This is a genomic window from Fusibacillus kribbianus (assembly GCF_030053595.1).
Taxonomy (GTDB): Bacteria; Bacillota; Clostridia; order Lachnospirales; family Lachnospiraceae; genus Lientehia; species Lientehia kribbiana.
This window is the reverse complement of the sequence record NZ_JASGBQ010000004.1, coordinates 133,909-147,133: the sequence shown is the minus strand read 5'-3', so window position 1 is coordinate 147,133 and position 13,225 is coordinate 133,909. Positions and strand designations below refer to the sequence as shown.

The window sequence follows — 13,225 nt, the reverse complement described above, 5'->3', positions numbered from 1 at the left end:
CCTGTGACTGCAGGAGAGTGGATGTTTTACGGCGGTCTTTTCGGAGCCGGTGTGACGGTGATCCTGATGCTGGTCTTCAATCTGGCACTTTCCCTTAAGAAAAGAAAGCTGTAAATCTGTAACAGAACATGTTGAGAAATTATAACCGTTTCAGCAGACAGGAACGGGATTTAAGGAGGAGATAAATATGGCAAAGTTTTGTAATCAGTGTGGAAGGCCTTTACAAGAAGGCGAAGTTTGTACCTGTCAGGCACCGAAGCAGGATAAGGTAAATGCAGCACCTCAGGGTCAGCCGGCACAGTACGGTCAGGCGCCTCAGGGTCAGCCGGCACAGTACGGTCAGGCGCCTCAGGGTCAGCCGGCTCAGTACGGTCAGGCGCCTCAGGGTCAGCCGGTACAGTACGGTCAGGCACCTCAGGGTCAGCCGGCTCAGTACGGTCAGGCGCCTCAGGGTCAGCCGGCTCAGTACGGTCAGGTGCCTCAGGGTCAGCCTCAGTACGGTCAGGCACCTCAGGGTCAGCCTCAGTACGGTCAGGCACCTCAGGGTCAGCCTCAGTACGGCCAGGCGCCCCAGGGCCAGCCTCAGTATGGTCAGGCGCCTCAGGGTCAGCCTCAGTACGGCGGTCAGCCTTACGGCCAGCCTCAATACGGCGGTCCTCAGTACGGGGCTCCTCAGGCACCGAAGCAGCCCGGAGCGGCAGGTGTTTATATGAAGGGGCTTTGGGGAACCATCATCGGCAGCTATAAGAAACCGGCAGGTACCCTTGCCAATCTTGCGGTTTCTGCCAAGGCTCCCGTAGTTTTCGGAATCCTGGGAATCCAGACTCTGTTTTTCTCACTGATTTTCCTGTTTGCCGGATTCAAGGTAAACAGTCTTGCCGGAGGGTATATAAAGATTATTAATACACCGCTGACATTCTTTATGGCGATTCTTGCAGGTGCGGGAATCCTTGCAATCTGGGGTGCAGTTGTCATGGTTTTTGCAAAGAGTATGGCAAAGAAGCCGATGACTTATATGCAGGGACTTGGTGTGGCGTCGGCGAAGGCGCTGGCTCAGATGCCCTTTACTCTTCTGACTGCTCTTTTCATGCTGATTCTCCCGCTTACCAGCAGCTTCACTTATGTGATGATCATGCTTTCCTACACAGTAGGGAGCCTGCTGACCTATTTCTTTGTTCCGGCCGGCATGGATGCATTTCTTGCTGAAGACAAGAATAAGAGAATATGGCAGCTGTTCCTTACCTTCCTGGTAAATATGGTTGCAACCTATGTGATCGCCTGGATCTTTACCAAGATCATTGGAAGCAACATCCTTTCTCTTATAGCAGGTGGTCTCTATTAAAGAACAGATCAAAAGCCGTCGGATCCATTCGTGGATTCGGCGGCTTTTTTATTGAATTTCTTATTGAAAAGGAAAGAATACAGTGATAAAATATAGAAGATAGCGTGAGCGAATAATGTCGTCTCGCGGCAGGAAAGGTAAGGAGGAAATAAAATGTTCAAGATTCTGAAAGCGGAACATCTTGCAGAAAATATCATTCTGATGGATGTAGAAGCAAAGCGTGTGGCAAAATCTTGTCTGCCCGGGCAGTTTGTCATCATCAGAGTAGATGAAAAGGGAGAGAGAGTGCCCCTGACCATCGCTGATTACGACAGAGAAAAGGGAATTATCACCATCGTATTCCAGCCCATCGGTGCTTCAACCCATCAGCTTGCTGAGCTGAAGGCAGGAGACACCATTCTGGATTTCGTAGGTCCCCTGGGAAGACCTTCTGATTTGGTATATGAGGATATTGAAGAGCTGAAAAAGAAGAAGATCCTGTTCATCTGCGGCGGTGTTGGAACTGCACCTGTATATCCCCAGGTGAAATGGCTCCATGAGCATGGAGTAGGCGCTGATGTTATCATCGGTGCAAGAACAAAGAATCTGCTGATCTATGAGGATGCCATGAGAGAGGTTGCCGAGAATCTGTATATGTGTACCGATGACGGCAGCTATGGCTTCAAGGGAAATGGTTCCCAGCGTCTTGACGCCCTGTATGAGGAGGGCAAGTCTTATGATCACTGTGTTGTAATCGGACCGATGATCATGATGAAATTTACCTGCATGGCAACAAAGAAATACAATATTCCTACTGTTGTCAGCATGAATCCCATTATGGTTGACGGAACCGGTATGTGCGGTGCCTGCCGTCTGACTGTAGGTGACGAAGTGAAGTTTGCATGTGTGGACGGACCTGAGTTTGACGGTCACAAGATCAATTTTGACGAGGCCATGAAGCGTCAGGCTATGTATAAGACAGCCGAAGGAAGAGCTCTTCTGAAATTTAAAGAGGGGGCTACCCATCATGGCGGATGTGGACACTGCGGAGGTGACAAGTAATGGAAGGATTAACAAGAGTACCCGTTAGAGAGCAGGCTCCCAAGGTAAGGGCAGCCAACTTTGAAGAAGTATGCTTAGGTTATAATAAAGAAGAGGCTGTAGCAGAGGCAAAGCGCTGCCTGCAGTGCAAGAAACCCATGTGTTCCCAGGGCTGCCCTGTATCCATCAACATTCCCGGTTTTATTGGAAAGATCGTGGAAGAGGATTTTGCAGGTGCATATGAGATCCTGACCCAGTCCTCCTCACTGCCTGCTGTATGCGGACGTGTATGTCCCCAGGAGAGCCAGTGTGAAGGAAAATGTGTACGCGGCAAGAAGGGTGATGCTGTTGCCATCGGAAAGCTTGAGCGTTTTGTGGCAGACTGGGCAAGAGAGAACGGAATCAAGCCCAAGAAGGCAGAGAGCTTAAACGGCAAGAAGGTTGCTGTGATCGGATCCGGTCCTGCAGGACTTTCCTGTGCCGGCGACCTGGCTAAGTGGGGCTATGATGTGACCATCTTTGAAGCTCTTCATGAGGCCGGCGGCGTGCTTACATACGGAATTCCGGAATTCCGTCTTCCCAAGGACGCAGTTGTAAAGCCCGAGGTTGAGAATGTGAAGTCTCTGGGCGTAAAGATCGAGACAGATGTGATCATCGGCAAGTCTGTGACTGTGGACGAGCTTCTGAATGAAGAGGGCTTTGATGCCGTATTCATCGGCTCCGGTGCCGGACTTCCCATGTTCATGGGTATTCCCGGAGAGAATGCCAACGGTGTATTTTCTGCCAATGAGTACCTGACCAGAAGCAACCTGATGAAGGCCAGACTGGAGGATTATGCAACTCCCATGCCTGAGAGCAAGAAGGCTGTTATCGTAGGCGGCGGAAACGTGGCTATGGATGCGGCCAGAACCGCACTTCGTCTCGGTGCTGAGACCCATATCGTATACAGAAGAAGTGAAGCAGAGCTTCCTGCAAGAGCAGAAGAGGTTCATCATGCAAAAGAAGAGGGCGTTATTTTTGACCTCCTTACCAACCCGGTTGAGATTCTTACCGATGACAATGGCTGGGTAAGAGCAGTTCGCTGTGTAAAAATGGAGCTGGGTGAGCCTGATGCTTCCGGCAGAAGACGTCCTGTTCCCGTAGAGGGCTCTGAATTTGAGCTCGAGGCAGATGCTGTTATCATGTCCCTCGGAACCTCTCCCAATCCTCTGATCTCTTCCACAACAGAAGGTCTTGAGATCAACAGAAGAAAATGTATCGTTGCAGAGGCAGAGACCGGAAAGACCAGCAAGGAAGGCGTATATGCCGGCGGTGATGCCGTTACCGGTGCTGCAACTGTAATTCTGGCTATGGAGGCCGGACGCGCAGGCGCCAAGGGCATCCATGAGTTCCTGTCCAAATAAGCTTTGACGGTTTGCCGGGAGGAGTAATGCGATGGTTAAGCATTTAGTAAGCTGGAAGTTTAAACCGGAGGTAACCGAAGAGGAAAGAGCCCGGATCGCGAAGGAGTTTGAGGAGCGTCTGCAGGCGGTGAAGGCTGTAGCAGAGGGAGTCATTGACGTAAAGGTCATTGCTCCGCCCTTATCCACCAGCAATGTGGATATTGTCCTTGACAGCACCTTTGAATCTGCGGAGGCATTGGCTGCCTATCAGGTACATCCGGATCATGTGGCTGCTGCAGGTGCCTGTGTGAAGCCTTATATGACTGACAGAACCTGCTGTGATTACGAATTATAAAATGATGTGAAAAAAGCGCCGCCGGTCATCCTGTACCGCCGGCGCTTTTGGAAAAGGAGAAGAACCTATGTTGGAAGCATTGAAGCAGAAGGTATACGAGGCCAATATGGATTTGCCCAAATACGGCCTGGTGGTGTTTACCTGGGGGAATGTCAGCGCCATTGACAGAGAGAGCGGTCTGGTCGTCATCAAACCCAGCGGAGTCAATTATGAGACGATGAAGCCGGAAGATATGGTGGTTGTGGATCTGGAGGGAAATGTGGTGGAGGGAAGCCTTCGTCCTTCGTCAGATACTCCTACCCATGTGGAGCTTTATAAGGCCTTTCCCAATGTGGGAGGCATTGTTCATACCCATTCGCCCTGGGCAACTTCCTGGGCTCAGGCGGGGAGAGGAATCCCCTGCTACGGCACTACCCATGCAGATTATTTCTACGGTGAGATTCCCTGCGCCAGAGTGCTGACTCCGGAAGAAGTGGAAGAGGCTTATGAGAAAAATACAGGAAAGGTGATCATCGAAGCATTTGAAGATCGGGATCCCATGTCTGTACCCGGCGTGCTCTGCACCAGCCATGGACCTTTCTCCTGGGGAAAGGATGCAGCTGAGGCTGTACACAATGCGGTAGTCCTGGAGGAGGTTGCCAAGATGGCAACCCGCACTGAAATGCTGAATCCCCAGGTGAAGCCTGCTGTCCAGTATGTACAGGACAAGCATTATTTCAGAAAGCATGGCCCCGGCGCTTACTATGGACAGAAGTAAAATCGTCAGAAATTGAGATGGGAAAGATAAGTATTCTGGAAGCTCGGCAGAGTTGCCAGTTCAACGAATCTTGTATTTTCTGCCAGCGTTATGCTGGACTCTAAAACGCTGCGGGAGAGGGCGGCCAGTTTGGCTCCTTCCCCTGCGGCGTTTCCTATTCCACGGATTTTTCCAAGGAGTTCTTTTGGAATGAGGCCGATGCGGCAGGCACTTTCGGGGGAGAGATAACTTCCGAAGGCTCCTGCCAGAAGAACCGACCGGATATCCAGGGGAGAGACGCCCATGGTCTCACAAAGAGAAACAATCCCGGCAGCAATTGCAGATTTGGCCAGCTGAACTTCGCGGATATCCTTTTGGGTCAGATAAATGCCTGTCTCCTCATCGGTCAGTAAAAAGGCAGTAACACCGTCTCTCTGGGTCACTCGGTGTCCGTAGAGAGCGGAGACGGCGGCAGGCCATTTTGCTGTCTTTTCGATTCGACCGCGGGAGGACAGGATCCCCATTTCCAGGAGACAGCAGATGAGATCAATGAGACCGGAACCGCAGATCCCAACGGGCGGGACATTTCCGATGGTGGAGAGAACAAGTCTGCCGTTTTCCACCTTTGCGTGGTCGATGGCTCCTTCTGCCCCCCGCATACCGCAGGAGATGCGGGCTCCTTCAAAAGCGGGACCAGCTGCAGTGGAGCAGGTATAGCGAAGGTCCCCTTTGGCCAGAACAAGTTCCCCGTTTGTCCCGATATCCAGAATAAGAGTCAGTTCCCGGAAGGTATCAGCCGGAAGGGATAACAGGACTGCGACGGTATCACCGCCCACAAAACCGGCGATGGAAGGAAAGACTGCCGCCTGAGCCAGCGGGTGAAGGGAAAGACCAAGCTCACTGGCGGGAAGAAGCTGCAGTTCGTCCACGGCAGCCGTATAAGGGGCACAGATCAGGGATTCCGGAGAGACGCCCAGATAAAGATGCTGCATGCAGGTGTTTCCGACGATGGATGCAAAATAAATATCTTCCGTGGTGATTCCGGCTTTTTTCGCATTTTGGACTGCCAGAGACTGGACGGCAGACCGAACCAGAGCTGTCAGTTCCTTTCCATCATGGGAAGTATCGTATTCGCAGCGGCTGATGACGTCGGCACCGTAGGCAGTCTGAGGATTCAGCATACTGCTGACGCTTACCTGACGACCGGTCTCTGCATCCAGAAGATAGGATACGATGGTGGTGGTTCCAATGTCGAAAGCCAGGACATAGCAGGGTGTCCGGTAGCTTCTGACAGACAAAAGACGGTCAAGACAGACAACAAAATTTCCCTGTCTGTCAAGGTCTGTCAGAGTTCTGTGAAGGTTGGAGGCAACAGGAAGCGGAATTTTTACCTGGCTTCCCAGTACCTGTTTTACGCATTGGCTGTCCGAAAAGGCTTCACCGATGGCACAGGAGGGGATCCGGGCATCAATGCTTTTTACAAGAGAATCGTGTTTGGCTATTACAGGTACGTGTTCTCCGGAATGAACGGCGGTGCTGTCTCCTGATTCCAGAATTCGGTTTTTGGAAGCCGTGTCGGGAACTGATACAAGAAGATCTTCGGTGACGGGGAAACGGCAGGAGGGATGAAGCCCGGGGTTTTTCCCGTTTAACACAGAAACGCTGCATTTTCCGCATTTTCCATGGCCTCCGCATGGGGCGTCGATGGAAAGCCCGGCCATCCGGACCGCATGAATCAGCATGGTTCCCTCCGGAACTGTTACCGTTTTATGATTATCAAATGTTACCTTTAGCATATGATCACCTGTTCTCAATGGGTATTTTTCTGAACGTATCCGGATACTCCGTGGAGTTCCCCATAGGGGGGAATCAGATATTGCTTGCTGTAACCAATGTGTTCTCCCGACTGAGTGATATAAGTTCGCTTCAGGAGAAGGAGCGGATCCTCCGGACTGCAGTCAAGCATGGAGAGGATTTCTCCTGATGCAGTGACAGCCTGGATATTCAACTCCGTATAGTAACTGAAGGAGGTTGCTTTTGCATCGGCGGCCTCCGGAAAAACGGCAAAATTAATTTCGTCCTCAATGGTCGGAAGTCCCCTGTCATAGGGAACATATTTGATTTCGAGACCGATCTGGCGCTCTCCTTTATAGTTTCCCCGATAAAAGGCGATGACCTTTCGGTTGGAAGGAATATTAAGTGCCTCCTGGATCTCGGCTGTCGGACGGATGATCCGGATATCCTTGAAACGGACCTCACCATTCCCGATATCCTGAGAGAAGGAGAGGGTAAATTTATTGTGCTGCGGAGTGTTGACAAAATAGCCCCGCCTGGGGGAGGAGTAGATCAATCCTGCCTGCTCCAGCTGCTTGAGCCCTTTTCGAATGGTCTCACGGGAAGCCCGGTATTTTGCACAAAGCTCATTTTCTGAGGGAAGCATTTCACCGGGACCAAGAGAACCGTTTACGATCCTGTCGCGGAGCTCAGAAAATATGGTGACATAAACAGGAACGTGGTTGTTGGCTTTCATTGGCGCCTCCGGTTAATGAACGCGTTGCAGAGATTTAAGGTGTCGATCGGTTCGATGGCGGCAGCATCGGCGGTTACATGAGAAAGAATACCTGTGTCGATGCAGCCTCCGCCCAAAAGAATATAGATCTGGTCACGGAGTCCTGCATCCGTAATAGCATCGACAGTTTCCTTCATGGATTCGCGGGCAAAGTGCATCATTCCGCTCAGGAGAACCAGCTCAGGTCGGTGGGTCCTGATAGCATCAACAAACTGCTGGGGAGTTACGTTACTCCCAAGATCAATGACATCAAAGCCGTCCGCAGACAGCAGGCCGGCTACGATATCCTTGCCGATATTGTGAATGTCCTTTTCCACAACACCGATGAGGACCCTTCCTTTTTTCTGACCGGGTGGAAGCTTCCTTCTGTCTGTCAAAAGGCTTAAAGCCAGATGGCAAAGCATTCCGGAATAGATCAGATCGGCGATAAAATATTCTCCGCGCTGAAACTGCTCCTTGACCTTTTTCAGACCCTGATTCAGACAGAGCTGAATGTCCTGGGAGGAGCACCCCTCTTTGATCATTTCATCAGCAAAATACTGAACCTTTTCATCGTCAAGCCTGGCGATGGCATCGGTCAGTCCTTCTTTCAGCATTTCCGTGTTCGGCATATTGGGAATCCTCTCTGTAAATTAATAGGTTTTTGCCAGCAAAGCGTCAGTGATGACACCGCCGGGCGGTATGATAAGGAAACGCTCCGGATCCCATGGACCCGCAAGCAGTGCTTCCAGATAGGCAGTGGTGGCAGGAAGAATCCGGCAGTCCAGGGCAAAGGCATCGGCAATCGTTTTTGCCTTTTCCATGCTTTTTGACAGATCGTAGCAGCCTGTATCCAGAAGGGCGACCTGGGTGTAATGGGCAAACATGGTGTGAAAGATGCGAAGCGCCCGTTTTTCCCCGTATTTCTGGACGGCATGGAGATACTCATTCCAGATATTGGCCTCTCCGGTCAGCCATCCCTCTGTAAGAAAATAGGAATTGATCCAGGTCAGCTTTTTTTGGCAGCTCCCGAACAGCAGGGAGGTACAGTCATCAACTCTGGGAAACACAAGAGCTGCCTGTCCGGCCTTCAGACCGGAGATAGAATTGCCACAGAAGCCGGTGGCAAAAAGAAGCCGGTCATAGCCTTTTGCAGTATCTATGATGTCCTGAAGGGTTGTATTGAGTTTTTTCTTAATGTTATGGAGGCGCGCTTCGATCCAGACCGTGTCGTATGTGCTTCTGCATTTTTTCATGGCGGCGGTCAGTTCATTTTCCATGGTCCGACAGCCGATTACCAGGGTATTCACAGGCAGTTCTCCTTTAAAACAGCGTAAAATTCGTCAGATTAATCATATCGGGATTTTGTGGAGAAGTCAAGAGAAGGAAAGCAGGAAAAGAAATATATGATTGTAATATTGCACAAAAAAATATATAATACAGCATTTTTTTGTTGCAAATATATAATAATATTGACAATGAAGCTCATCTTGTCTATACTAGATAGTGGAAAAGGGTGGACGGCGGATTCGTCGTCCCATGAGAAATAAGCAATGAGGAGGATGAGGGAAAAGTGATTATCATTGGTGAAAAGATTAATGGTGCCATTCCTTCTGTGAAGCAGGCGATTGCCGAAAGAGATGCGGATCTGATCCGCCAGAGGGCCGTTATGCAGGCAGAGGCAGGAGCTCATTTTATCGACTGTGCCGCCAGCACAGCACCTGAGCTTGAGTACGATGCGATGATCTGGCTGATCGGCCTGATTCAGGAGGTTACGGATACTCCGATCTGCATCGACAGCCCCAATGCGAAGCTTTTGGCCAGAATCATCGAGGAAGGTCATGTAAAAAAGCCAGGTATGGTGAATTCCGTGAACGAAGAAGGCGACAAGTGCGAGACGATTTTCCCGCTGATTGCCGGAACGGACTGGAATGTTGTTGGTCTGACCTGTGACCGCGAGGGAATTCCTTCCCAGGTGGACAAAAAGCTGGATATTGCCAAGAGGATTATTGACAAGGCTGTGAAATACGGTGTGGCTCTCGATCATCTGCATATCGATCCCTGTGTGATGGCTCTTTCCACAATGCCGTCAGCCATGAAGGATTTTGAAGCGTGCATCGAGGGAATCCATGCATATGCACCGGAGGTTAAGGTAACAGGAGCGATTTCCAATATCAGCTTTGAGATGCCGGCCAGAAAATATGTGAATTCCAACTGTATGGCATACGCCATCCGTGCAGGACTCAATTCCGCCATTATGGATCCCTGCAATGTGGACATCATGAGCACGATCTATGCATGTGAAGCACTCTGCATGATGGACAAGGGCGGAAGAAAATATAATCGGGCTTACAGAAAGGGCCTGATTGGCGCAAAAAAGAAATAACAGGAGAAGGAGGAACAAAAGGTGATTGATTTTGAAGCATTGGCAGAAGCCATGGGTGATTTGGATGAGGACGTTATGACAGAGATCCTTGAAGAGGTAATGAGCGAGGGAGGCTCACAGGCCCAGGAGGCTCTGGATGCCTGCCAGAAAGGTATGGATACCGTAGGCTCTCTTTTTGAGGACGGAGAGTATTTCGTAGGCGATCTCATTTATGCCGGCGAGCTTATGACAAAGGCTGTTGAGATTTTGAAGGACGGTCTTATCTCCGGTGATGGAACGGAATCTGCCAAGACAAAGATGATTCTCTGTACCGTAAAGGATGACCTTCATGACATCGGTAAGAATATTGTAAGATCCATGCTGGAGGCAGCAGGCTTTGATGTGCTGGATCTCGGTATCGATGTACCTGCAGAGAAAATCATTGAGACAGCAAAGAACGAGGATATCCATATCATCGGTCTGTCCGGCGTACTGACACTGGCTATCGATTCCATGAAGAATACCATTGATGCCATCAAGGAAGCAGGACTTCGTGATCAGGTGAAGGTTATCATCGGCGGCGCTCCGGTCAACGCAGATGTTTGTGTACAGACAGGTGCAGACGCATGGGCCAGCAGCCCGCAGACTACCATTGACTACTGCAAGTCATGGGCAGCAAACGCTTAAGAGAAACGCGGAGGGACGAGATGAACAAAGAGTTAAAAACAGCTGCAACAATCAGCGCATTTACAAAATGGGCCGTAGTGGCCATCATCAGCAGCGGCGCTTACGTAGTATATCTTACTTACCTGGCAAGATATTCCTTCTATGATCAGGTAATTGATGGATTAAAGATCACCAACAGCCAGCTGGGTGTTCTGTACGGACTGTACGGCACAACGGCTACCATCGCATATTTCCCCGGCGGTGTACTGGCAGATAAGGTTCGTGTGAAATATCTGGCAACGTTAGGCTTTGCCATGAGTGCGATCCTGACCTTCTGGTATTCCACAGCTCCCAGCTATGGACAGCTGAAGATCATCTTCCTGCTGTTCGGTCTTTGTACGACCTTTATTTTCTGGGGTATCCGTTATAAGGCGATCCGTCTGGTCAGCACAGAGGAAAATTATTCCACCAACATCGGTATCTCTTATGGTATCGTGGGCGTGGTAGGCCTCGTTGTGAGCTTTATCTCCATCGCTATTTTTGAAGCATTTGCAGATCCTACCCAGGGCTTCAAGATCGTTTTAATGTTCTTCGCGATCATCAACGCCGTATTTGCAGTTCTGTCCTTTATCTGCATCCCCAAGTTTGCAGATGAGTTTGCAATAGAGCGCAAGAAATTCAACTTCAGCGAAGTGGTTCAGGCCTTCAAGCATCCCGGTGTATGGCTTACCACCCTTTGCATGTTCTTTGTTTACACAGTTTATACCTCCCTGGCTTACACGGTTTCTTTCCTGACAGCCATCGGTGCAACTGCAGCAATCGCTTCCATCGTAGGAACTATCCGTACATACGGAACCAGCTTGTTCTCTTCTCCGATCATCGGTGGTATTGCTCAGAAGAAGACTCCTTCCAAGACCATCATCGTCTGCGGTATCATTACAGCAGTTTCCCTGGCGGTCATGGCAGTAGCTCCCAAGTCCGCAGGCTTTATCATTCCTTCTGTGGTACTGATCATCGTGCTGTCCTTCTTCTTAAACGGTGCATACGGTGTAACCTCTTCCATGCTGACAGAGACCAACGTTCCGGTTGCCATTTTCGGCTCCGCATCCGGTATCCTTTCCGTAATCGGATTCATTCCGGATATGTTTGTATCTCCCATCGCCGGCAAGTGGCTGGATACCTATGATGCTGCAGGTGCCTACACCAGAATCTTCGCAGTTCTTGCTGTAAGTGCAGCTCTGGCAGTACTGTGTGCTTTACTGGTTCGTGTTTACAAAAAGAAATCCATGCAGAAGGCAAACTAATCTATCAATAATAAAGAGGATTTAAAAATGGAATTGGAAAAATTTTTCTTTGACCAGAGTGACGCGGAATTTATTCATGAGCAGTCCCTGAAGGTGTTGGCCGAGACGGGCTGTGTATTCGATGATGACAAGGCTCTGGAGATCTTTAAGAAACACGGTGCAAGGGTTGACGGAAATGTCGTTTATTTCACCAAAGAGCTGGTGGACAAGGGACTTTCCACAGTGGTGGATTCCTTTGAGCTTTACCGTCCTGACGGCACCCTTTACAAAATGGGAAAGGGAAGCAAGACCATGTGTACGGCAGGCAGCCCGCCCTACATTCTGGAGGATGGCAAGTTCCGTTTCTCCACCATGGCTGATTATGTCCGCATCTGCAAGCTGGTTCAGACCAGCGACTGCCTGGACATGACCCACCTGAATCTGTGCGATACTTATGATATCGACCGCAATGAGCGTGCTTATCATATGATGGCTGCACTGCTGCGTTACACGACCCTTCCCATTTCTGTCACAGCTCTGATGACTGCGAAGGAAGATACCGGAATGGTAGCGGGCAGACTGATCGACATGGTAGCCAACTTTGTGGGAAAGAAGGACGAGCATGTGCTCATCGGCTGTGTCAGCCCGATCTCTCCTCTGGCATACATCAAGGAAGCGCTGGATGCCCTGTATGTTTACTGTGAGCGCAATCAGCCGATCCAGCTGGCAGCCTGCTCACTGCCTGCACTGACCAGCCAGGCTTCTGTTCTGGGAACGATCATCCAGAACAATGCAGAGCTTCTTGCAGCCATCGTGCTTATCCAGCTGATCAAACCCGGTCTGCCGGTGTTCTATGGAAATACCTCTACTTCCACGAACCTGAGAAAGGTTTCCATGTCCTTAGGCTCCAGTGAGACCGCTCTGATCTCTCTGGCAACGGCTAAGATGGCAAAATTCTATCATATGCCGTTCCGTACCTCCGGCGCACTCAACGATGCCATTGATATTGATTATCAGGCAGGCGTGGAGTCCACGCTGAATCTGATGTGCGGCGCACTCAGCGATGTGGATCTCGTTTACTTTGCAGCCGGTATGTTAAGCGGCTTCAACGTAACATCTCTGGAGAAGTACGTTGTGGACGAGCAGCTGATCAAGATGGTGAAGCGTCTGTATACGGGTGTTGCCATTGATAAGACCAAGGACTATACCGCGGAGATCAAGAAGGTAGGCCCCAAAGGAACCTTCCTCTATGGAAGAACTCCCAAGGAATACCGGAAAGAGCATTTCGTGCCTGATATTTTTGTTAAGCAGGATTACAAGGCATGGGAGTCTGAGGGCAGCGTAAGCATCAAGGATAAGGCATCCGAGGTTGTGAAGCAGCGTCTTGAGAGCTATAAAGATCCCAGCATTTCAGCAGAGCAGATGAAGATCATCGAGGCTTATCTGTAATTTGTGAATGACCTGTGATTCATAAAGGGTGAAGGCAATCCGCAGGGATTGCTTTCACCTTTTAAAAAGGTGGAGGTTT

General features: G+C 50.1%; 13 protein-coding genes. 9 read left to right on the top strand and 4 right to left on the bottom strand.

The features are described 5' to 3' along the window. Positions 1-187 precede the first annotated feature (187 nt). From QJ036_RS04705 to araD, 5 genes are all read left to right on the top strand, one after another. Positions 188-1,342 (top strand): hypothetical protein, encoded by a 1,155-nt coding sequence (locus QJ036_RS04705; RefSeq protein WP_283230292.1) that lies wholly within the window; start codon positions 188-190, stop codon positions 1,340-1,342. A 153-nt stretch (positions 1,343-1,495) separates the two neighbouring features. After that, on the top strand, positions 1,496-2,383 hold the full coding sequence (locus tag QJ036_RS04700) for a sulfide/dihydroorotate dehydrogenase-like FAD/NAD-binding protein (protein ID WP_283230291.1): 888 nt from the start codon (positions 1,496-1,498) through the stop codon (positions 2,381-2,383). Further along, a complete protein-coding gene (gene gltA / locus QJ036_RS04695; protein WP_283230290.1) occupies positions 2,383-3,765 on the top strand; it encodes an NADPH-dependent glutamate synthase in 1,383 nt (460 codons plus the stop codon). The genes QJ036_RS04700 and gltA overlap by 1 nt, the downstream gene beginning before the upstream one ends. 31 nt (positions 3,766-3,796) lie before the next feature. Next, complete coding sequence (locus tag QJ036_RS04690) at positions 3,797-4,099, top strand: Dabb family protein (protein WP_283230289.1); 303 nt, start codon at positions 3,797-3,799, stop codon at positions 4,097-4,099. Between the two features lie 67 nt (positions 4,100-4,166). After that, positions 4,167-4,856: an L-ribulose-5-phosphate 4-epimerase gene (gene araD / locus QJ036_RS04685; protein ID WP_283230288.1), complete on the top strand. Its 690-nt coding sequence runs from the start codon at positions 4,167-4,169 to the stop codon at positions 4,854-4,856. Positions 4,857-4,861: 5 nt separating this feature from the next. Here the strand turns inward: araD and QJ036_RS04680 are convergent, their stop codons facing one another. Genes QJ036_RS04680 through QJ036_RS04665 form a run of 4 tightly spaced genes read right to left on the bottom strand, consistent with a single transcriptional unit; the run spans position 4,862 to position 8,693 of the window. After that, positions 4,862-6,631, bottom strand: a complete 1,770-nt coding sequence (locus tag QJ036_RS04680; RefSeq protein WP_283230287.1) for an ASKHA domain-containing protein — start codon at positions 6,629-6,631, stop codon at positions 4,862-4,864. A gap of 14 nt (positions 6,632-6,645) precedes the next feature. Beyond that, positions 6,646-7,365, bottom strand: coding sequence for a GntR family transcriptional regulator (locus QJ036_RS04675; protein WP_283230286.1), 720 nt, complete (start codon positions 7,363-7,365; stop codon positions 6,646-6,648). Then, on the bottom strand, positions 7,362-8,015 hold the full coding sequence (locus QJ036_RS04670) for a cobalamin B12-binding domain-containing protein (protein ID WP_283230285.1): 654 nt from the start codon (positions 8,013-8,015) through the stop codon (positions 7,362-7,364). Before QJ036_RS04670 ends, QJ036_RS04675 begins: the two co-directional genes overlap by 4 nt. A 21-nt stretch (positions 8,016-8,036) precedes the next feature. Next, positions 8,037-8,693, bottom strand: a complete 657-nt coding sequence (locus QJ036_RS04665) for a DUF1638 domain-containing protein (RefSeq protein ID WP_283230284.1) — start codon at positions 8,691-8,693, stop codon at positions 8,037-8,039. A gap of 263 nt (positions 8,694-8,956) precedes the next feature. Between QJ036_RS04665 and QJ036_RS04660 the strand changes: the two genes are divergently transcribed. From QJ036_RS04660 to QJ036_RS04645, 4 genes are read left to right on the top strand one after another with little or no spacing between them, the layout of a single operon-like run. Then, the gene (locus tag QJ036_RS04660; protein ID WP_283230283.1) at positions 8,957-9,769 is read left to right on the top strand and encodes a dihydropteroate synthase; all 813 of its coding nucleotides are present in this window, start codon (positions 8,957-8,959) and stop codon (positions 9,767-9,769) included. A gap of 21 nt (positions 9,770-9,790) precedes the next feature. Beyond that, positions 9,791-10,435, top strand: a complete 645-nt coding sequence (locus QJ036_RS04655) for a cobalamin B12-binding domain-containing protein (RefSeq protein ID WP_283230282.1) — start codon at positions 9,791-9,793, stop codon at positions 10,433-10,435. A 20-nt stretch (positions 10,436-10,455) separates the two neighbouring features. Continuing rightward, a complete protein-coding gene (locus QJ036_RS04650) occupies positions 10,456-11,718 on the top strand; it encodes an MFS transporter (RefSeq protein WP_283230281.1) in 1,263 nt (420 codons plus the stop codon). A 27-nt stretch (positions 11,719-11,745) separates the two neighbouring features. Continuing rightward, positions 11,746-13,146 carry a trimethylamine methyltransferase family protein gene (locus QJ036_RS04645; protein ID WP_283230280.1) on the top strand — a complete coding sequence of 467 codons (1,401 nt, stop codon included), beginning with the start codon at positions 11,746-11,748 and terminating at the stop codon, positions 13,144-13,146. Positions 13,147-13,225: the final 79 nt, after the last annotated feature.